Source organism: Curtobacterium sp. PhB137 (genome assembly GCF_003814955.1).
Lineage (GTDB): Bacteria > Actinomycetota > Actinomycetes > Actinomycetales > Microbacteriaceae > Curtobacterium.
Map to the genome: position 1 here is coordinate 227,616 of NZ_RKQO01000005.1, position 21,640 is coordinate 249,255.

Here is a 21,640-nt window from a genome sequence, read left to right on the forward strand (position 1 = left end):
CAAGGAAAATCCCATGGCAGACATCACCATCAGCCCCGATGAGATCCGTGATGCCCTGAAGGACTTCGTCTCGAACTACGAGCCGACGAAGGCCTCCACGGCCGAGGTCGGGCACGTCACCGACGCCGGCGACGGCATCGCGCACGTCGAGGGCCTCCCCGGCGTCATGGCCAACGAGCTCATCCGCTTCGCGGACGGCACGCTCGGCCTCGCGCAGAACCTCGATGAAGACTCGATCGGCGCCATCGTGCTCGGCGAGTTCGCCGGCATCGAAGAGGGCATGGAGGTCACCCGCACGGGTGAGGTCCTCTCCGCCCCGGTCGGCGACGCCTTCCTCGGTCGCGTCGTCGACCCGCTCGGCGCCCCGATCGACGGTCTCGGCGAGATCGCTGCCGAGGGCCGTCGCGCCCTCGAGCTCCAGGCTCCCGGCGTCATGGCCCGCAAGTCGGTCCACCAGCCGCTGCAGACCGGCATCAAGGCCATCGACGCGATGATCCCCGTCGGCCGCGGTCAGCGTCAGCTGATCATCGGCGACCGCCAGACCGGCAAGACGGCCATCGCGATCGACACGATCATCAACCAGAAGGCCAACTGGGAGTCCGGCGACGAGGACAAGCAGGTCCGCTGCATCTACGTCGCCATCGGTCAGAAGGGTTCCACGATCGCCTCCGTCAAGGGTGCGCTCGAGGATGCCGGCGCGATGGAGTACACCACCATCGTCGCCGCTCCCGCGTCCGACCCGGCCGGCTTCAAGTACCTCGCCCCGTACACCGGCTCGGCCATCGGCCAGCACTGGATGTACTCCGGCAAGCACGTCCTCATCATCTTCGACGACCTGTCGAAGCAGGCTGAGGCCTACCGCGCCGTGTCGCTCCTCCTGCGTCGTCCGCCGGGGCGCGAGGCGTACCCGGGTGACGTCTTCTACCTGCACTCCCGTCTGCTGGAGCGTTGCGCGAAGCTGTCCGACGAGCTCGGCGCCGGTTCGATGACGGGTCTCCCGATCATCGAGACCAAGGCGAACGACGTCTCGGCGTACATCCCGACCAACGTCATCTCCATCACCGACGGCCAGATCTTCCTGCAGTCGGACCTCTTCAACGCGAACCAGCGTCCGGCCGTCGACGTGGGCATCTCGGTGTCCCGCGTCGGTGGTGACGCCCAGGTGAAGTCGATCAAGAAGGTCTCCGGCACGCTGAAGCTCGAGCTGGCGCAGTACCGCTCCCTCGAGGCGTTCGCGATGTTCGCGTCCGACCTCGACCAGGCGTCGCGTCGTCAGCTGGACCGTGGTGCCCGTCTTACCGAGCTCCTCAAGCAGCCGCAGTACTCGCCGTACCCGGTCGAGGAGCAGGTCGTCTCGATCTGGGCCGGCACCAACGGCAAGCTCGACACCGTCCCGGTGCCGGACGTGCTGCGCTTCGAGTCCGAACTGCTCGACCACCTGCGTCGCAGCTCCGAGGTCCTCACGACCCTGCGCGAGACGAACCAGCTCAGCGACGAGACCGTCGCCGAGATGTCGAAGCAGATCGACGAGTTCACGAAGAGCTTCCAGACGAGCGACGGCAAGACCCTCGGCTCCGAGCAGTTCGACGCGGCAGACTCCGAGGACGTCGACCAGGAGCAGATCGTCAAGGGTCGTCGCTAGATGGCAGCGCAGGTCCGGGTCTACCGACAGCGAATCAAGTCCGCGAAGACCACGAAGAAGGTCACTCGCGCGATGGAACTGATCTCGGCGTCGCGGATCCAGAAGGCGCAGGCCCGCATGGCTGCGTCCGGCCCGTACTCGCGAGCCGTGACGCGTGCGGTGTCGGCCGTGGCGACGTTCTCGAACGTCGACCACGTGCTGACCACCGAGCCGGAGTCCTCGACCCGTGCGGCCGTGGTGCTCTTCACCTCGGACCGCGGCCTGAACGGCGCGTTCAGCACGAACGTCCTCAAGCAGGGCGAGGAGCTCGCCTCCCTGCTCCGCAGCGAGGGCAAGGACGTCATCTACTACCTGGTCGGCCGCAAGTCCGTCGGGTACTTCGCGTTCCGTGAGCGTGCGTCGGAGCAGCAGTGGGTCGGCAACACCGACCAGCCCGAGTTCTCTACGGCCAAGGAGATCGGCGACGCCGTCGTGGCGAAGTTCCTCCAGGACACCGCAGAGGGCGGCGTGGACGAGATCCACATCGTGTTCAACCGGTTCCTCAGCATGGCGACGCAGGAGCCGCAGGTCGTTCGCCTGCTGCCCCTCGAGGTCGTCGAAGGGGTCGAGGAGCCCGAGGGCAACGAGCCCCTGCCGCTCTACGAGTTCGAGCCGGACGCCGATGCGGTGCTCGACTCGCTGCTCCCGGTCTACATCGAGAGCCGCATCTTCAACGCCATGCTGCAGTCGGCTGCTTCCGAGCACGCCGCGCGTCAGAAGGCGATGAAGGCGGCCAGCGACAACGCGGACTCGCTGATCCGTGACTTCACCCGACTCGCGAACAACGCGCGTCAGGCGGAGATCACGCAGCAGATCTCCGAGATCGTCGGCGGCGCCGACGCCCTCTCGTCGAAGAAGAAGTAGTCCGCGTCGTTCGCGGACAGATACCCACCCTCAGGAAGGCACCAGCCATGACCGACACCGCAACCACCGCGGTCGAGACGTCGTCGGCGCCCGGTGTCGGCCGGATCGCCCGTGTCACGGGTCCCGTCGTCGACATCGAGTTCCCCCACGACGCAATCCCGGAGATGTACAACCTCCTGTTCACGACCATCACCATCGGTGACTCGTCGCAGGAGATCGGCCTCGAGGTCGCCCAGCACCTGGGCGACGACCTGGTCCGTGCCATCTCCCTGAAGCCGACCGACGGCCTGGTCCGTGGCCAGGAGGTCCGTGACTCGGGCGCTCCGATCTCGGTCCCCGTCGGCGACGTCACCAAGGGCAAGGTCTTCGACGTCCTCGGGAACGTGCTCAACACGGACGAGAAGCTCGAGATCACCGAGCGCTGGCCGATCCACCGCAAGGCCCCGGCCTTCGACCAGCTCGAGTCGAAGACCTCGATGTTCGAGACCGGCATCAAGTCCATCGACCTCCTCACCCCGTACGTGCAGGGTGGCAAGATCGGCCTCTTCGGTGGTGCGGGCGTCGGCAAGACGGTCCTCATCCAGGAGATGATCCAGCGCGTTGCGCAGGACCACGGCGGTGTGTCGGTGTTCGCCGGTGTCGGTGAGCGCACCCGTGAGGGCAACGACCTCATCGGTGAGATGGAAGAGGCGGGGGTCTTCGACAAGACGGCCCTCGTGTTCGGCCAGATGGACGAGCCGCCGGGAACGCGTCTCCGCGTGGCCCTGTCGGCGCTGACGATGGCGGAGTACTTCCGCGACGTCCAGAAGCAGGACGTGCTCCTCTTCATCGACAACATCTTCCGCTTCACGCAGGCCGGCTCCGAGGTCTCGACGCTGCTCGGTCGCATGCCGTCCGCCGTGGGCTACCAGCCCAACCTCGCCGACGAGATGGGTGTGCTCCAGGAGCGCATCACCTCGACGCGTGGTCACTCGATCACCTCGCTGCAGGCGATCTACGTGCCGGCTGACGACTACACCGACCCGGCTCCGGCCACCACGTTCGCGCACCTCGACGCGACCACCGAGCTCTCGCGTGAGATCGCGTCGCAGGGTCTGTACCCCGCGATCGACCCGCTGACCTCGACGTCGCGGATCATGGACCCGCGGTACCTGGGCGCCGACCACTACGAGACGGCCACGCGCGTTAAGCAGATCCTCCAGAAGAACAAGGAACTGCAAGAGATCATCGCCATCCTCGGTGTCGACGAGCTCTCCGAAGAGGACAAGATCACGGTCGAGCGCGCTCGTCGTATCCAGCAGTTCCTCTCGCAGAACACGTACATGGCGAAGAAGTTCACGGGCGTCGAGGGCTCCACGGTGCCGCTCAAGGACACCATCGAGTCCTTCCGCGCCATCGCCGACGGCGAGTTCGACCACGTTGCGACGCAGGCGTTCTTCAACGTCGGTGGCATCAACGACGTGGAAGAGAAGTGGGCACAGATCCAGAAGGAGAACCGCTGACATGGCGGGTCTCAACGTGAGCGTCGTCTCGGCCGACCGTGAGGTCTGGTCGGGCGACACCACCATGGTCGTCGCACGCACGACAGAGGGCCAGATCGGCATCCTCGCGGGACACGAGCCGATGCTCGCGATCCTCGCGCAGGGTCAGGTCCGCATCACGCGGGCCGATGGGTCGACCGTCGCGGTCGACGCCGAAGACGGCTTCCTGTCGGTGGAGCACGACACGGTGACGATCGTCGCGCGGCAGGCCGCGCTGGCGTCCTGACCGGACTGACCGTCCTCCTCCCGCCTTCGGAGACGAAGCGGGAGGGTGGGGACACGAGCCGCACGCTCGATCTGCGTGCACTCACGTTCCCGGAACTGGCCGAAGAGCGGGCCGCGGTGATCACCGCGGCCCGCTCTGTCAGTTCCGAGGAGTCCTCGGCCAGGACGGCTCTGAAGCTCGGCCCGAAATCTATCGCCGAACGGTTCCGCAACCTCGAACTCGACACGTCGGGCACGATGCCGGCGATCGAGCGCTACACGGGGGTGCTCTACGACCCCCTCGGCGCGCAGACCGCCGACGCGTCGACGCGGGCGTGGTGGCACGACCACGTGGTCGTGCAGTCGGCCATGTTCGGACCGATCGGTGCTGGTGACCCGATCCCGGCGTACCGCCTGTCGCACGACTCCCGGCTCGGGACGATCCGATTGGCGTCGCACTGGCCCGCGGCCTCGTCCCGGGTCTTGGCCGATCGGGCGGACGGCCTGGTGCTCGACCTCCGGTCCGAGGGCTACCGCCAGCTCGGTCCCGTCCCGGACGCGGTCGCCCCGCGCGTCGTGAGCATCGACGGCTCCGGTCGGCGGCGGGCGTTGAACCACTGGAACAAGACGGCGAAGGGCCGACTCGTCGCGCTGCTCGCGCGCACCGGAGCGGTCGTCGCGACCATGGACGACCTGGTCGACTGGGCCGCCGCGAACGGTGTCGTGGTCGAACGCAGCGACTCCGGCTGGGACCTGGTCGCCGAGAGCCTGGAACCCGTCACCGTCTGATCATCGCCCCGGTCCGTCCTCCACAGGTCGGGCCGGGGCGCTGCTGTCCACAGGTGGTCGGTTCGTGCCTGACTGGAGGCCCGGATCACGCTTCGATGGCGTGCATGATCCCCTTGACGGCACACACCCCCGACCACACCGCAGTCCGGTTCCCTCGCGAGATCGCGGCGGCGGTCACCCTCCCGGCAGCGGCCGCAGCGCTGGTCACGTCCGGCGTCGGCGCTGGCTCCCGCGTCGGCGCGATCGCGATCGTCACCGCCTGCGGTGCGCTGTCGACCCGCATGGCGCTCATCCCGTTCCTCGCCGCTCGAGACCAGCCGGATCCGCGGGCCATCCGGGGGTTCGACCCGTTCGACGACCCGACGCCGCCGGCGTTGCACGGCCTCGGGCCGGAACCGGACCGCGCTCGGCTGCGCACGGCCGGCGACCGGTGTGCCGAGGCCTGGCGGGTCTGGCGCGCCGAGGGTGGTCAGGTGGACTGTACGGCCGGAGCCGCAGGTGCGCTCGCACTCGGGGCCTGGTGCGCGTGGGCGCTCGGGTCGTCCGCCCGCGCCGAGACACGGGCGCGCTACGCCCTCGAGACCCGTGCCGACGACCCGCTCGCCGGGCTGGTCCTGCGGTCGGTCCTGGCCGGCAGTGCGCCGACGTGGGCCGGGCCCCGTCGTGACCGGCACCGATCGTGACCGGCGCGGACGGCCGTCGGTGCGGTGCGACGGGTCGACCGGATCGTCTACGGTGGAGGACACCACATCCGAAGGGCTCCGGTTGCGCGACGACGACATCGAGGACACCGTCATCCGGCGACCCCGCGGTGCCGGGGGCGGCGATCGCTTCGACGACGTGCTCGGTGACACCGTCATCCGGCCGCGCACGGAGCCGTCCGAACCGGTCGGTGACCGTGCCGACGACGGCGCCGACGACGGAGCCGACCCGGAGGACACGGTCGTCCGCGCCGGTGTCCGGAGCGCCGCCGGACCGAGCGTGCCCGCCGGAGCCGCCACGGGCCTCCCGTCCGTCCCTGCCGCGCCCGCGGCGCGCGTGCCGTCGATCCGCATCGGCGACCGCACCTTCCGACTGGACCACCCGGTCGTCATCGGACGGCGTCCGTCGCTGCCGCGGATCACCAGCGGCCCCGAACCGGAACTCGTGACGGTGCGGTCTGCCAACGGGCAGGTGTCGTCCTCGCACGTCCGCATCCACGCCGAAGGCGAAGCCGTGGTGGTGCAGGACCTGCGGTCCACGAACGGCACCGTCGTCCGACCGGCCGGCGCGCCGGTGTACCGCATGGCATCGGGTGCGTCGATCGTCGCGCTGACGGGTACGGTAGTCGAGGTCGGTGACGGCAACGCCATCGAGGTCCTCTCGCCGTACCTCCGGGTCGCACCGACGGCGGACGGGTTCCCACCGGTTCCCCCGTGGCCCACCGACCAGACAGCACACGGCACGCCCCGAACCCCCAGAGAGCGATCCTGAAACGTGACCGAACTCGGCCGAGCAGCGACTGCGCACGCCATCGACGTCCCCGGTGCCGACGGCGCCACCCTGACGCTCTCGTGGGGAGCCGCGACCGACGTCGGTCGTCGCCGTGACCACAACGAGGACAGCTACATCGTCGGGGCGCCGTTCTTCGTCGTCGCCGACGGCATGGGCGGACACCTCGCCGGCGACCGCGCGAGCGACGCCGTCGTGCGTCGACTCGAGCAGGTGACGCAGGAGCCCTTCACCACGCGGCAGGGCATCCAGCGGGCGCTGCTGCTCGCCACGGCCGACATCGAGCGCGCAGCCGGCGGCAACGCGATCGGAGCGGGCACGACCGTCACCGGCATCGCCCTGGTCGCGTCACTCGGCCAGCCGGCGGCCCTCGTCTTCAACGTCGGCGACTCCCGGACCTACCGGATCGAGGACGGCGTGCTGCGCCGCGTCACCGTGGACCACTCCGTGGTGCAGGAGATGGTCGACGCCGGGTTGTTGCGGGCCGAGGACGCCGAACAGCACCCGGACAGCAACGTCATCACCCGCGCGGTCGGCTTCGGCGAACCGCCGGCGCCCGACTGGTGGACCCTGCCGCTCCGCGCGGGCGACCGGTACATCGTCTGCTCCGACGGCCTGACGAAGGAGCTCGGCGACGCCGGCATCGCGCGCATCGCAGCGCGGGAAGCCGGTGCGCAGGGACTCGCCGAACGCCTCGTCGGCGACGCGGTCGTCGCCGGGGGCCGCGACAACGTCACCGTCGTGGTGCTCCAGGTCGACGCTGCCCCGGACGACGGCGACCTCGAGGACACCCTGCCGCGGCACTGACCGCCGGCACAGGACCCCCCGAACTGGGGGAGTGCGCCCGTCCACAGGTGGTCGGTGTGCGGATCGACGGTCACCGGCGCTTCGTACAATGACTGTGCCACGACGAGAGAGTTGGCCGCTCGGCCGGGGAGGAGATGTCGATGGCGCGTCGCCTGCCGTCCAACCCGCCCGTGATCGGCGGCTTCAGCCCCGTGCACGTCCTCGGTTCCGGTGGCTTCGCCGACGTCTTCCTCTACGAGCAGGACATGCCGCGTCGTCAGGTCGCGGTGAAGGTGCTGCTCGACGAGGTCGTCGACGACCGCGTCCGGCAGATGTTCCAGGCCGAGGCCAACCTGATGGCGCGGCTCAGCACCCACCCGTCGATCCTGACGGTGTTCCAGGCGAGCGTCGCGGCTGACGGACGTCCGTACTTGGTGATGGAGCTGTGCTCCTCATCGCTCAGCGAGCGGTACCGGCGGGAGCCGATCCCGGTGTCCGAGGTGCTCTCGATCGGTGTCCGGATCGGGTCGGCCCTCGAGACCGCCCACCGCGAAGGCGTGCTCCACCGTGACATCAAGCCGTCGAACATCCTGCTCACGGCGTACGGCAACCCCGTGCTGTCCGACTTCGGCATCGCGGCCACCATCGGCGGGACCGACCCGGACGAGCCCATCGGCATGTCGATCCCGTGGTCGGCGCCCGAGGTCCTGATCGACGAGTCCCGGGGCACGATCCAGTCCGAGGTGTACTCGCTCGCCGCCACCGTGTACTCCCTGCTCGCCGGTCGCAGCCCGTTCGAGGTCCGGGGCGGCAAGAACGGTGCGAGCGACCTCATGAGCCGGATCGACAAGGGGGGCGTCAAGCCCACCGGTCGGACCGACGTCCCACCGTCGCTCGAGCGCCTGCTCGCCACCGCGCTGTCCCGCAAGGTGCCGTCGCGCCCGACGACCGTGCTCGAACTCGTGCGCGGGTTCCAGCAGGTCGAGGCCGAGCTCGGGATCCCGCAGACCGCTGCCGACGTCGCGGTCGAGGCGTGGGCAATCGCGACCCCGACCCCGGAGGGCGACCGGACCATGATCCGCGAGCTCCAGCCGCCGTCCCGGGTCGGCACCCGTCGCCGCACCCGTCGCGCGGTCCAGGGCGGCGTCGTCGCCGGCGGTTCGCAGAGCGTCGGCACCGTCCACCGCACCGGATCGGTCACACGTGCTCGTCGACGCACCCGGTCGACACTCGTCTGGGCGACGTCCCTCGCCGTCGTCGTGGTCGCCGCCCTCGCCATCGCGACCGTGGTCGTCGTCGGGCGGCTCGGCGCCGGGGCGATCCCCGTGGTGGCCGACGTCCGCGCACAGCCGTCGGCGCAGTCGGTGTCGTTCTCGTGGGCGGACCCGGGTCTCAAGAGCGGCGACACCTACGTCATCTCGTCGAACGGCGCGTCCAGCCAGCAGACCGGCACCACGTTCGTGGTCTCCGGGCAGCGCGGCGACGAGGAGTGCATCGCGGTCGCCGTCAACCGCGACGGCAAGACCGGTGCAGCGAGCGCGCAGAAGTGCGCGACCGTCGGGAGCACCGGGTGATCCGCGCGCTCGTCGCGAAGCACCGATCCGCCGCCGTCACCACCGGGGTCTCCGTCCTGGTCGCCGCGGTCGTCGCGACGACCGCGATCGTCTCGACCGGGTACCACACGCAACGAGTCGACCTCGGGGACGGCACCGTCTGGGTGCCCTCCGCCGAGTACGGAGCGGTCGGCCGGGCCAACACCGGGGTCCTCCAGCTGAACACCGCCGTCGAGACCGCGAGCGACGACCTGGCGGTGCTGCAGCGCGGGTCAATGGTCTACAGCGTCGACCAGACCAAGGGGACCGTGGCCAAGGTCGACGTCGCCGACGCCACCGTCGGCGACGCCGTGACCCTGCCCGCGGGGACACCCCAGGTCTTCTTCGCGGGGGACACCGCGGTGATCGGCAACCAGGACACCGGCGAGCTGTGGGCGACGCCCGCTGCCGACCTCGCCGAGTTCGACGCCTCGACCAAGGCCGACCTGACGCTCGGGGCGGACACCGTCTTCGACGCCTCGGACGGACACGTCGCGGTGTACTCGGCGAAGACCGGCACGGCATCGCTCGTCGACGTCGGGTCGACGTTGTCCGTCGACCAGCGGTGGAAGGTCGACATGGACCGCACCGACGACTTCCAGGTCGCGACCTTCGACGGCCACCTGGCCGTGCTCGACCGCACCAGCGGCGCCCTGTCGATCGACGGCCGCACCGTGGAGCTCGGCGACCGGGTCGGCGCGTCACCCGCGCTCCAGCGATCGTCGGACACCTCGTCCGACGTCACCGTCGCGGGTACCGCCGGACTCGTCCGGGTCAGCGCCTCGGGGTCCGTCGACGCCACCGCGCTCCAGGTGTCCGGACGTGCGGCGCGCCCCTACGTCGACGGGTCCTGCACCTACGCGGCGTGGGCCGGTGGCCAGGCGATCGACACCTGCGACGGCAACGCGCTCCAGCGGCTCGCGAGCACCGGCGGGACCAGCACGATTCAGATCCTGCACAACGGGCAGACCGTCGTCGCCAACGATCCGTCGAGCGGTCGTTCCTGGGCGATCGACCGCAGCGGCCAGCTCATCGACAACTGGGCCGACCTCATCAAGCAGGACGACGAGCAGCAGCAGGAGCAGGTCTCCGACGACGACCCCGAGGTCGACAAGGACCAGAAGCCGCCGGTGGCGGTGGACGACGACCTGGGCGCTCGTCCGGGACGCACCACGAGCCTCCCGGTCCTGCTCAACGACTACGACCCGAACGGTGACCCGATCATCGTGAGCGAGGTCGGGTCCATCTCGGAGTCCGCCGGCCGCGTCGCCATCGTCGCCGACGGCCAACGGCTGCAGGTCACGCTGTCGTCGCGCGCGACCGGCACCGTGACCTTCCCGTACACGATCACCGACGGCAACGGCGGATCGGACACGGCGACCGTCCGCGTCACGGTGCGGCCGGAGTCGCAGAACGAGGCCCCGCGGCAGGTGCGCGACACCTCGGCGGACGTGGTGCAGAACGGACACGTCGTCAGCAGCGTGCTCGGCGACTGGGTCGACCCCGACGGCGACCCGGTGTACCTGAAGTCCGCCACCGCCTCGGACGGCGACCGGGTGTCGACCACCCCGGACGGCCTGCTCGACTTCCGTGCGGACAGCGGCCGGACGGGTGACCGTGCCGTGCAGCTCGTCGTGAGCGACGGACGCGCCGACGGCCGTGGCTCGGTGACGGTGCGCGTGGCGAAGCAGGGGAGTGTGCCGCTGCGTGCCGACCCGTTCCCGGTGCAGGGCTACGCCGGCAAGGCCTTCACGGTGGAGCCGCTCGACCACGTCCGCGGCGGCAACGGCACCGTGACCCTCACGAGTGTGTCGTCGTCGGCGGGGCTGACGGTCACCCCGAGCTACGACGCGGGCACGTTCCGGGTGCAAGGGGCGAGTGCCGGCGACCACCAGCTCGAGTACACCGTGACCGACGGTGTGAAGACGTCGAGCGGCATCGTCCGGGTCACGATCCTCGCGCCGCCGGACGCCTCGACCGCGCCCATCACGACCCCGAAGACGGTCTTCGTCAACACGCTGTCGAGCAAGGACACCGACGTCACCGCGACCGACATCGACCCGGCGGGCGGGGTGCTGCTCGTCACCGCCCTCGACGGACCGGTGCGGGGCAGCGGGGTCCAGGCGAGCATCCTCGACCAGCACACCGTGCGCGTCACGCTGACCGCACCGCTCGACGGGCCGGTGTCGTTCGGCTACACCGAGACGAACGGCCTGGCGTCGTCCACCGGCACGATCACCGTCGTCGAGATCCCCAAGCCCGACCGGATCCAGCCGCCCGTCGCCCAGCCCGACAGCGCGACCGTCCGGGTCGGCGACGTCGCGAACATCGACGTGCTCGACAACGACACCCAGCCCGAGGGCGAGCCCCTGACCCTCGAGCCCGAGCTCGTGCAGAACGTGCCCGGCGACGGCGGTCTGCTGTTCGCCTCGGGCGACCACCTGCGCTACCTCGCGCCGAAGACCCCCGGCAACTACACCGCCGTCTACCGGGTCGCCGGTCCGGACGGCCAGTACGCCGACGCCGCCGTCTCGATCTCGGTGCGCGAACGGGACGCGGCGACGAACAACCCGCCGGTCCCGCAGACCGTGACCGCGCGGGTCGTGGCGGGTTCGTCGGTGCGGATCTCGGTGCCGCTGAACGGGATCGACCCGGACGGCGACTCGGTGCAGCTCGTCGGCGTCGGGTCGAACCCGGACAAGGGCTCCGTCACCGACGTCGCCTCCGACGCGCTGACCTACGAGGCGGGGGACTACTCGGCCGGCACCGACGAGTTCACCTACACGGTGGTCGACGCCCTCGGCGCACGTGCCACCGGTACCGTCCGCGTGGGCATCGCCCCCCGGGCCGAACAGGCGTCGAACCCCGTCGCCGAGGCCGACCACGTGACCATCCGCCCCGGCGGGTCGGTGACCGTGCGTGTGCTGCAGAACGACTCCGACCCCGAGGGCGGCCAGCTCACCGTGTCGGCGGCCGAGCCCACCGCCGACGACGTGTCGGCGAAGATCCTGCGGAAGCAGCAGATCCGGGTCACACCCCCGAAGACCGCGAAGTCGGGCGACTACGCCGTGCTCTACACGGTGGCGAACGCCAGCGGGGGATCGAGCACCGCGTTCCTCACCGTCACGGTCGACCCGGACGCGCAGCCCCTCCGCCCCGAGGTCGACGACACCACCCTGGACCTGCAGGACATCCTGCGGCGCGAGAGCGTGACCGTCGACGTGCTCGAGAACGTCTTCTTCGCCGAGGGCACCGCTGCCGACCTGCAGGTCGGGATCGTCGACGGCTACGGCGACACCGCACGGCTCACCGACGACGGACGGATCACGGTCCGGCTCACCGACGAGTCCCAGGTCATCCCGTTCTCGGTCGCACGGGTCGACCACCCCGACATCGTGTCCTACGGCTTCATCAACGTCCCCGGGTTCGACGACGCCCTGCCGCAGATCAACCGCTCGGCCGGTGCCGTCACCGTGAAGAGTGAGGCGACGGTCCGGATCCCGCTCGAGGACTACGTCGTGACCGCGAACGGCCAGACGGCGAAGATCACGGACCGCGGCACGGTGAAGGCGACGCACGCGAACGGCCAGAGCCTGGTCGTGGACTCGTCGACCCTGCAGTTCACCTCGTCGAAGCTGTACTACGGCAACGCGTCCATCTCGTTCGAGGTCACGGACGGCTCCGCGGCCAACGGCGGGAAGGGCCGGGTCGCGACGCTCGTGCTCCCGGTCACCGTGACGCCGCGGTCGAACCAGCCGCCGGCGTTCACCGGCTCGGCGGTCGAGATGCAGCCGGGCGAGACGCGCACCGTCGACCTGACGAAGCTCACCGACTACCCGTACCCGAAGGACCTGCCGGAGCTGCGCTACTCCGTCGTCGGTCGTCCGGCGGCCGGCACCACCGCCACGATCTCCAAGCAGCAGCTGACCATCACGGTCGCCGACACCGCGAAGAAGAACACCACGGCGTCGATCGGCATCGGGGTGCAGGACGACGCGAACGCCGGACGTGCCGGCACCGTGACCGTCGGGGTCGTGGCCTCGACGCGTCCGCTCGTGCAACCCGGCGCCGACCGGTCGATCACCAAGCGCGGTGCGACGACCACCATCGACGTCCTGACGAACGACCAACCGACGAACCCGTTCCCCGGACAGCGGCTGCGCGTCGTGAACATCCGTGGTCTGTCCGGCGGGCTGCCGAGCGGCGTCTCCGTGACCCCGAGCGGCGACCGCACCCGTCTCCAGGTCCGCGTCTCCGACAGCGCCAAGCCGGTGGACGCCCACCTGCAGTACCAGGTCGCCGACGCCACGAACGACCCGGACCGCTACGTCTGGGGCGACGTGACGATCTCGGTGCAGGACGTCCCCGACGCCCCCGGCACGCCCACCCGGACCGGGTCCTACGACGGTGGCCAGGCCACGCTGACCTGGTCGACCCCGCAGGGCAACAACTCGCCGATCACCGGGTACCGCGTCACCGGCACGAACGGCGTCGCGAAGAACTGCGGCACCGCCACGGTCTGCACCCTGACCGGCCTCGACCCGAAGGCGTCGTACCGCTTCCAGGTCATCGCCACCAACGCGATCGGCGACTCGAAGCCGTCGGGCAGCTCGGCGCCGATCAGCGCCGACTTCGTGCCGGCACCGCCGAAGGGCATCACCGTCACGCCGAACGGGTCGACGCCGAACCAGCTCGACGTCGCGTGGAAGGCCGTTCCCGCTCCGAACCGGGGCAGCGCGGTCGACGACTACATCGTCACCATCGAGGGACCGGGGCTGTCCGGTACCCGGCACACCGGCACGGCGACGAGCACCTCGTTCACCGGAGCGCAGAGCGCCGCGCAGTACAAGGTGACGATCTCGGCCCGGAACGACGCCGACCGCAACGGCACCGTCGTGCAGTGGAACTCGGCGTCGGCCACGGGTACGGCCGTCGGGACGCCCTCGGTCCCGACGCTGAACGCGACGCGTGACCAGTCCCCGGGGAAGACGACGGTCTCGCTGAGCGCGACGGAGAGCGACTGGGCCGGCAGCGGTCGGACGCTCACGATCGTCCGCTACCCGCCGGGCGTCGACATCCCCGGCGGTTGCACGACCACGGGCTCGGACAAGAAGTGGGACGGCAGCAGCGCGACGGACACGTTGAGCTCGAACGGGAACTTCCAGTACGTCGCACTGGCCGACAACGGGCTGTTCTGCACGCCGAGCCGTGCGGCGTCCGTCCAGGGGTACGCGGCACCGGGTACCGCGTCCGCCGACATCGCCGTGGAGAAGTTCAGCGATGACGACGGCACCTACGCGATCCGGATCCGCAACCCGCGCGCCCAGGCGAGCCCGAACGGATCGATCGACCACTTCGCGTACTCAGTGAACGGCGGCGGCCTCGTGTCGTTCGGCGCCAACGGTTCGTGGGTGAGTGGCGTGGCCTTCGGGTCTGCGGTCAGCGTGACCGTGGTGGCGTGTGCCGACGGCACGTCGAACTTCTGCGGCAGCGGCAGCACGGTGGACGGACTCCGACCGGTCCAGACACGTGCGACGCTCCCGGACTCGATGACCGCCGGCACCCAGGTCACCGTGAACGCGGCGCCGAGCAACAGCGGGTACCAGCCCTCGGGCTACCGCGTGTCGTTCTGCCTGGTCGACCGGCCCTGCGGCGGCGGTCAGGTCTACGCGCCGAACGCCTTGCCGACGGTCGAGGACTCGCTCCTCGCGAACTACGTGGTCGTCGCGGCCATCGTCGACGGGCACGAGGACCCGAGCCCGCCGAGCGCACGGATCGCAGCAGCGCCGGCGCCCGACCCCGAGCCGGAGCCGTCCGATCCGGGCGAGCCCGATCCGGAACCCGCGCCCGGCTGACCCGGTTCCGCTGCCCGCTGACCGTACGCTGCACCTACCGCCATCCCCGAGAACGAGGAACGACCCCGCATGAGCATGACCCCGGAGCAGGCCACCTGGTTCGCCGACGTCGCAGGCCGCATCGTGACCAACGTCGAGCAGGTGCTCCTCGGGAAGACGTTCGTGATCCGCCTCGCGGTGACGGCGATGCTCAGCGAGGGCCACCTGCTCCTCGAGGACGTCCCCGGTACAGGCAAGACGAGCTTGGCGCGGGCGATGGCGCAGAGCGTGCAGGGGACGACGAACCGCATCCAGTTCACCCCCGACCTGCTGCCCGGCGACATCACCGGCATCAGTGTCTACGACCAGCGCACGCAGGAGTTCGACTTCCACCGCGGCCCGGTCTTCGCGAACATCGTGCTCGCCGACGAGATCAACCGTGCGAGCCCGAAGACGCAGTCGGCCCTGCTCGAGGCGATGGAGGAGTCGGCGATCACGGTCGACGGCGTGAACCACCGTCTGGCGGCTCCGTTCATGGTCATCGCGACGCAGAACCCCATCGAGCAGGCCGGCACGTACCGTCTGCCCGAGGCGCAGCTCGACCGGTTCCTCATGAAGACCTCGATCGGCTACCCCGACCACGCCGCCACCGTGAAGATCCTCGAGACCTCGTCGGCTCCGTCGGCATCGGTTCCGCTCGCGAGCGTCGTGCCCGCGGCGACGATCACCGAGATGGCCGCGCTGGCCCGCACGGTGCACGTCGACGCCGTCATCGCCGACTACGTCGCACGGTTGGTCGACGCGACGCGTTCGGCCAGCGAGGTCCGCCTGGGCGTCAGCGTCCGCGGCGCGATGGGCCTCATCCGTTCGGCACGCGTGCTCGCGGCGCTGAGCGGCCGCCACTACGTCACGCCGGACGACGTCAAGGCCCTCGCCGTCCCGGTGCTCGCGCACCGCCTGGTGCTCGACGCCGAGGCGGAGTTCGACGGTGTCAGCGCGCCGAGCGTCATCGCACAGCTGCTGGTGGAGACGCCGCCGCCGGCCGACCGAGTCACGACGTGACGGACCGCCGGCCCGTCTCCACGCGCTCACGCCGTCCGTCCTCGACGCGGTCGCGTCGCGGGTCGACGGCGTACGAGCGCACGGGGACGGTCGCCGGCCTGACCAACGTCCGCTCGCGGATCGTCGGTGACCGCGAAGGCGTCGCCGCGGATGCGGTCGTCGGGATCGTCCGGGTCTGGGCAACGGCCTGGAGGCTCGTCAAGCGTTCCTGGGGCGAGGTCTCGTCCGTCGTCACCGGGCTCGGGTGGACGGTCGCGGCCCTCACGCTCGTCGCGTTCGTGGCCGGCTACCGGTTCGGCCTGCGCGAGATCGTCGTCGTCGGGTTCGCGGGAGCGGTACTCGTCGTCGTCGCCGCGATCGCGCTCATCGGTCGCACGCGGCTGGTGATCCGGATGCGCCTGCCGCAGCACCGCGTGGCGGTCGGCGACGAGGCCGGCGTGGTGGTCACGGCGGAGAACCCGACGCGTCTGCCCTCGGTGCCGACGACGGTCGAGGTGCCGGTCGGCCCGGGGCTCGTCGACGTCGCGATCCCGGCGATCGGCGCGCACGGCACGTTCGAGCAGCTGGTGCCCGTACCGACCGTGCGCCGCGGCGTGCTCGACGTGGGTCCGGTCACCGGTGTCCGCGCCGACCCTGTCGGTCTCGTCCGCCGCGAGGTCGTCTGGACCGCACGCGAACAGGTCATCGTGCACCCGCGCACGATCGCGATCCCGTCGACGAGCACCGGGCTGGTGCGCGACCTCGAGGGGCAGGCGACCACCGACCTGTCGCCGGCCGACATCGCGTTCCACGCCATCCGCGAGTACATGCCGGGTGACGACCCCCGCACCATCCACTGGAAGTCGACGGCGAAGTCGGGCGCGCTGATGGTGCGCCAGTTCGAGGACACGCGCCGCTCGCACCTGGTCGTGGCGCTCGGCATCGCCCGGTCGGAGTTCGGGGACGACGAGGAGTTCGAGCTCGCGGTGAGCGCTGCGGCCTCGCTCGGTGCCCGTGCGATCCGCGACGGCCGAGAGGTCTCGGTCGTGGTGTCGGAACGCACCCCGGAGTTCGCGAAGCGTGCCGTCTACGCGGTGAGGACCCTGCCGACGGTCACCCCGACGCGACTGCTCGACGACTTCGCCTCGGTCGGACTCGCCGATGCCTGCCTGCCCATCGCCGAGGTCTCCCGGATCGTCGGCAGCGACACCGAGGGCATCTCGGTGGCGTTCCTGGTCGTCGGTTCGACGATCGGGCTGCCGGCGCTCCGGCTCGCGGCGACGCGCTTCCCCGTCGGGGTCGAGGTCGTCGCGGTGATCTGCGAGCCCGAAGCGCAGCCACGGTTCCTGCGGGTCGCGGGCCTGACCGTGATGACCATCGGCTACCTGGACGACCTCCGGCACGCCCTGCACCGATCGGCCGCCGCGTGAGCGCCCCTCCGGTGGCCACGCCGACGCCGCCCGCGGAGCGTGCCCGTCGGTCGACCCGGCGTTCCGATCGACGCGATGCCCGGCGGCTCGTGCCGTTCCGTCTGGCCGGCGGGACCCTCGTCGTGTGGCTCCTGCTCGCGATCGCGAGTGTGTCGTGGTGGCCGGTCTACCGCGACGACTCGATGATCGTCGCGGCGGTGACCGCGATCGCGTTCGGCACCCTCGTCGCCCTCGTCGGCGCGGTCCTGCGGCTGCCGCTGGTCGTGGTGGCGATCGCGACGGTGGCGGCGTTCACGCTCGCCGGTGTACCCGCCGCCGTGCCCGGTCAGGCCAACGGGGTCCTGCCGACGGGCCCGGGCCTGCTCGCGCTGTTCGCCGGCGTCGCGCTGGGGTGGAAGCAGCTGGTGACCATCAGCCTGCCGGTCGGCTCGTACGAGGCGCTCCTCGTGCCGTACTTCGTGACGCTCCTCGTCGCCACGGTGACGGCCGTGAGCGTGGCGACCCGTGCCTCCAGGCAGGAACTCGCGAGCATCCCGGCACTGGTGCTGTTCGCGATCGGGGTGGTCGTCGGACCGAGCCGGCTGGACACGTCGATCGTGACGGCCGTCGTGCTCGTCGCCGTCGCGCTCGTGTGGGCGCTGACGGTGCGGCACGCACGTCGCGCGGTCGCCGTGGCGACCACGATCGGGTCGCCGGTGCCGATCGCTCGGTCCGTCGTGCGCCCCGCGCTCGTCGGCACGGGGACGATCGTCGCGGCGGCCGTCGTCGCCACGGGTCTCGGGCTGGTCGCGCCACCGGCCAACGAGCGCACCGTCGCCCGCACGGACGTCGTGAAGCCGTTCGACCCCCGCGACTACGTCAGCCCGCTGAGCGGCTTCCGCGCGTACGAGGAACAGAGCGCGGCGGACACCGCACAGCTCCGGGTCACCGGACTGCCGGAGAACGGGTTCGTGCGCATCGCGACGCTCGACACCTACGACGGCGTGGTCTACCGCGTCGGCGGGCCGGACGGCTCCTCGTCGTCGGGCACCTTCGAGCGCGTGCCGACGTCGGTCGACGTCCGTGGCGTGGACGGCACCACGGTGCGCGTGGGGGTGACCGTCGACGGCTACAGCGGGGTCTGGCTGCCGACGGTGGGGGACCTGGAGCGCGTCGACTTCACCGGGACCGACGCCGACGACGAGCGCGGTTCCTTCTTCTACAACGGCTCGACGCAGACGGGCGCCGTGGTCGGCGGTGTCCGCGAAGGCACTTCCTACGACCTGACCGCCGTGGTCCCCGACCAGCCGACGGACGAGCAACTCGCGGCCGCCCGCCCGGGCAGTGCCGCGGTCCCGACGGCGCGCGACGTGCCGGACGCCGTCCGCGAGACGGTCGAGGCGACGACCGACGCCGATGCGACTTCTGGTGCGAAGCTCGTCGCGGTGATCCAGGCGCTCAAGCGCAACGGGTACGTCAGCCACGGCGTCGGTGACGACCGGATGAGCCGTTCGGGGCACGGCGCCGACCGCATCCAGGAGCTCCTGACGTCGCCGCTGATGATCGGCGACCAGGAGCAGTACGCCGCCGCAGCAGCGCTGATGGCCGACGAGCTCGGGTTCCCGGCGCGGGTGGTCATGGGCTTCACCGCAGGCGGCGACTCGGGGTCCGGCGGAGCGTCGGCGAGCGGGGGCGCCACGACGTTCCGCGGCTCGGACGTCACCGCGCGCATCGAGGTCGACACCGCGCAGTGGGGGTGGGTGATGCTCAACCCCAACCCGAGTGTCCGCGAGATCCCGAACGAGCAGCAGCAGACGCCGCAGCCGGTGACCCGTCCCGAGACCGTCGTGCCGCCGCCTCCCGTCGACCAGCAGGACCAGGACCAGCAGGCGCCGCCGCAGAGCGATCGGAACACGCCGCCCGTGCAGCCGCTGTGGTTGCAGATCCTGCTCGCAGCGCTGCCGTGGGTGCTCGGCGCACTGGGGCTGATCGCCCTCGTGCTCCTGCCGTTCGGGGTGATCGTCCTGCTGAAGCGGGTCCGCCGCCGACGGCGCCGTCGTGCTCCGACGCCGCGCGGTCGCATCGTCGGGGCCTGGGACGAGTACCGCGATGCGCTCCTCGACCGTGGGCACGACGTGGCCGGATCGGCCACACGACGCGAGACCGTGACCGGCGCTCCGGGTGAGGGCGGGACCGGACTGGCCGCCCTCGCCGACCGGGCGGTGTTCGGACCGAGCGACGTCGACCAGGCCGCCGCCGACCGGATGTGGTCGGCGACGGACGATGCGGTGGGGACCCTGCGCGCCGGTCGGACGCGCCGTGAGCGGTTCCGCACCGCCGTGTCGCTCCGGTCCCTGCGGGGACCCGAACGGCCGCGCGCCACCACCGGTCAGGGCTCGGCGAGACGCGGTGACTACGATGGCCGGAGGCCTGACGAGCGTCGTGGACGGCCGAGTGAGGACAGAGGCAGACCGTGATCAGATGCGAACACTGTGGATCGATGCTCCCGGAGGGGGCGATCTTCTGCGGTGAGTGCGGACGCGCGGTGACCGCCGGAGCGAGCCGCCGGCCGGTCGCTCCGACCCCCGTCGAGCAGGCGCCGCCACCGCCCCTGCAGCAGCCCGACTCCCACGGACGTCGCTCCGACCCTGCGGCCGACGCGTGGTTGCCCGAGTCGACCCTCGACCCCGCCACCCGCGCCTGGCTGACCGGTGCCGACCGCCGCAGCACCGAACCCCCGACCGCGGTGCCCGTGCAACGCCCCGACGACCTCGCCCCGCGCGAGGCACCGTCGCACGTGCACGGAGCGGGCTCCGGCCTCGGCGACTGGTCGAACGCGGCCGCGCAGCCCGACGCCGTCCCCGCCCAGGACGAACCGCCACTGGACCCGGACGCCTACCGCTCCGAGCCCGCCGACGCCCTCGCCGACGACCCCGAGCGGACCCGGTTGGCTCCCGTCGAGGACCGTCCCGTGACCCCGCCGGCCGCTGACGAGGCGCCGGCACCCGTGTGGGCGCCGCCGGTCGCTCCGGCCCCGTCCGCGGCTCCGGCAGGCCCGTCCTGGTGGGTCGGTCGCGGCGCCACAACCGATGCCGGAGCTGATCCGGCTCCCGTCGTGCCGCCGGTCCCGAGTGCACCGACCGTCGCTGACGACACGCCCCGTGACACGTCCCACGACACGCCAGACGACACCGCGGCGTCCCCGCACGCGACGGACGACGCAGCCGTGCACGCCGACACCGACGGTGCTGACGACACGACGTCCACCCGCTCCGGCGAGCCCGTGCAGGACGGTGCGCTCGGACAACCGACCGCAGCCGTGCCCGTCGTCTCGCCGCCGCAGCCGGGGGACACCGCCGTCGTCGAGCCCCTGATCGACCGCCGACCGCCGCGGCCCGCGCCGCTCGTGACGCCGGGCATGCACGCCACGACCATCTGCCACGTCTGCGGCAACCGCCTCGAGCCCGACGACATCTTCTGCGGCGAGTGCGGAGCAGTCCGCCCCGCCGTGACCGCCGCGTTCACCGGACCGGTCGTACCGCTGCCGATGGCGCGTCCGGACTGGGCGACCGAGCACTCCGGCGTGGAGTCGGCCGGCGCCGGCGGGTCGTCGTCGACCGACGTGCCGGACGACGAGATCCCGGTCGATGCGCCTGCGGACGATCAAGCCTCGAGCGACGAGACCGGGTCCGGCGAGACCGGGTCCGACGAGGACGGGTCCGTCGAGGACGTGGCCGACGAGACCGCCGCCGACGACGAGTCGGCCCTGCCGGACAGCGAAGCCTCGCGCCCGGGTGGCCGTCCCCGCGGCGCACACGCGGCGCCGGTGACCGAGCCGACCGAGCCCGGGGACGCGGCACCGCACGGAGAACCGCAGGACTCCGAACGGTCCTGGGCCCCGCCGGCGCAGGCCCCGCTCGCCGCGCCGCTGCCTCCGGTCCCCGGGGCGACGGCACCCGAGCTCCCGCTCCCGCCGTCGGACCGTCCCGAGGCCAGTGCGGACGCCGACGAGCTCGACGAGGACGTCGACGAGACCCGCATCGTCTCGAAGACCCCGACGCGCGCGCCGTTCCTGCTGCACTTCAGCACGGGCGAGCGGTTCGGGGTGCACGGCACCGGCCTGCTCGGTCGTCTGCCTCGTCCGCAGCCGGGGGAGCGCTACGACGACCTGCTGACCGTCCACGACCCGGGCAAGTCGGTGTCGAAGACCCACCTCGAGCTCGGCCGCGACGGTGACGACCTGTGGGTGTCCGACCGGTTCTCCGGCAACGGCACCGTCGTCCGCCACATCGACGGTTCGATCCGTCGCTGCGAGCCCGGCCGTCGGTACCGCGTGGAGCGCGGGGCTCGGGTGGACATCGGCGAGCAGTTCTTCCTCGTGCAGTAGCGCTGCCGGACTTCTCCACAG

The 21,640-nt window shown here is 71.3% G+C and carries 14 protein-coding genes; all 14 read left to right on the forward strand.

Going from position 1 to position 21,640, the window contains the following annotated elements:
- Positions 1-13 precede the first annotated feature (13 nt).
- Complete coding sequence (atpA, locus tag EDF28_RS07715; RefSeq protein ID WP_123937770.1) at positions 14-1,642, forward strand: F0F1 ATP synthase subunit alpha; 1,629 nt, start codon at positions 14-16, stop codon at positions 1,640-1,642.
- A complete protein-coding gene (locus tag EDF28_RS07720) occupies positions 1,643-2,545 on the forward strand; it encodes a F0F1 ATP synthase subunit gamma (protein ID WP_123937771.1) in 903 nt (300 codons plus the stop codon).
- 47 nt (positions 2,546-2,592) lie between these two features.
- The gene (atpD, locus tag EDF28_RS07725) at positions 2,593-4,047 is read left to right on the forward strand and encodes a F0F1 ATP synthase subunit beta (RefSeq protein ID WP_065959250.1); all 1,455 of its coding nucleotides are present in this window, start codon (positions 2,593-2,595) and stop codon (positions 4,045-4,047) included.
- Between the two features lies 1 nt (position 4,048).
- Positions 4,049-4,312 (forward strand): F0F1 ATP synthase subunit epsilon, encoded by a 264-nt coding sequence (locus EDF28_RS07730; protein ID WP_017885743.1) that lies wholly within the window; start codon positions 4,049-4,051, stop codon positions 4,310-4,312.
- A 5-nt stretch (positions 4,313-4,317) separates the two neighbouring features.
- Positions 4,318-5,079 (forward strand): YaaA family protein, encoded by a 762-nt coding sequence (locus tag EDF28_RS07735; protein ID WP_123937772.1) that lies wholly within the window; start codon positions 4,318-4,320, stop codon positions 5,077-5,079.
- Between the two features lie 104 nt (positions 5,080-5,183).
- Positions 5,184-5,762 carry a hypothetical protein gene (locus tag EDF28_RS19545; RefSeq protein WP_165900971.1) on the forward strand — a complete coding sequence of 193 codons (579 nt, stop codon included), beginning with the start codon at positions 5,184-5,186 and terminating at the stop codon, positions 5,760-5,762.
- A gap of 52 nt (positions 5,763-5,814) precedes the next feature.
- A complete protein-coding gene (locus EDF28_RS19550) occupies positions 5,815-6,552 on the forward strand; it encodes an FHA domain-containing protein (RefSeq protein ID WP_260154707.1) in 738 nt (245 codons plus the stop codon).
- A gap of 3 nt (positions 6,553-6,555) precedes the next feature.
- Positions 6,556-7,377, forward strand: a complete 822-nt coding sequence (locus EDF28_RS07745) for a PP2C family serine/threonine-protein phosphatase (protein WP_123294286.1) — start codon at positions 6,556-6,558, stop codon at positions 7,375-7,377.
- A 140-nt stretch (positions 7,378-7,517) separates the two neighbouring features.
- Complete coding sequence (locus EDF28_RS07750) at positions 7,518-8,930, forward strand: serine/threonine-protein kinase (RefSeq protein ID WP_123937774.1); 1,413 nt, start codon at positions 7,518-7,520, stop codon at positions 8,928-8,930.
- Positions 8,927-14,803, forward strand: a complete 5,877-nt coding sequence (locus EDF28_RS07755; RefSeq protein WP_123937775.1) for an Ig-like domain-containing protein — start codon at positions 8,927-8,929, stop codon at positions 14,801-14,803. Before EDF28_RS07750 ends, EDF28_RS07755 begins: the two co-directional genes overlap by 4 nt.
- 69 nt (positions 14,804-14,872) lie before the next feature.
- A complete protein-coding gene (locus EDF28_RS07760; protein ID WP_123294288.1) occupies positions 14,873-15,844 on the forward strand; it encodes a MoxR family ATPase in 972 nt (323 codons plus the stop codon).
- Positions 15,841-17,253, forward strand: coding sequence for a DUF58 domain-containing protein (locus EDF28_RS07765; protein WP_123339739.1), 1,413 nt, complete (start codon positions 15,841-15,843; stop codon positions 17,251-17,253). The genes EDF28_RS07760 and EDF28_RS07765 overlap by 4 nt, the downstream gene beginning before the upstream one ends.
- Positions 17,250-19,709 carry a DUF3488 domain-containing protein gene (locus EDF28_RS07770; RefSeq protein ID WP_123937776.1) on the forward strand — a complete coding sequence of 820 codons (2,460 nt, stop codon included), beginning with the start codon at positions 17,250-17,252 and terminating at the stop codon, positions 19,707-19,709. The genes EDF28_RS07765 and EDF28_RS07770 overlap by 4 nt, the downstream gene beginning before the upstream one ends.
- Positions 19,710-19,732: 23 nt before the next feature.
- Positions 19,733-21,619, forward strand: a complete 1,887-nt coding sequence (locus EDF28_RS07775; RefSeq protein ID WP_123937777.1) for an FHA domain-containing protein — start codon at positions 19,733-19,735, stop codon at positions 21,617-21,619.
- The last annotated feature ends 21 nt before the right edge of the window (positions 21,620-21,640 follow it).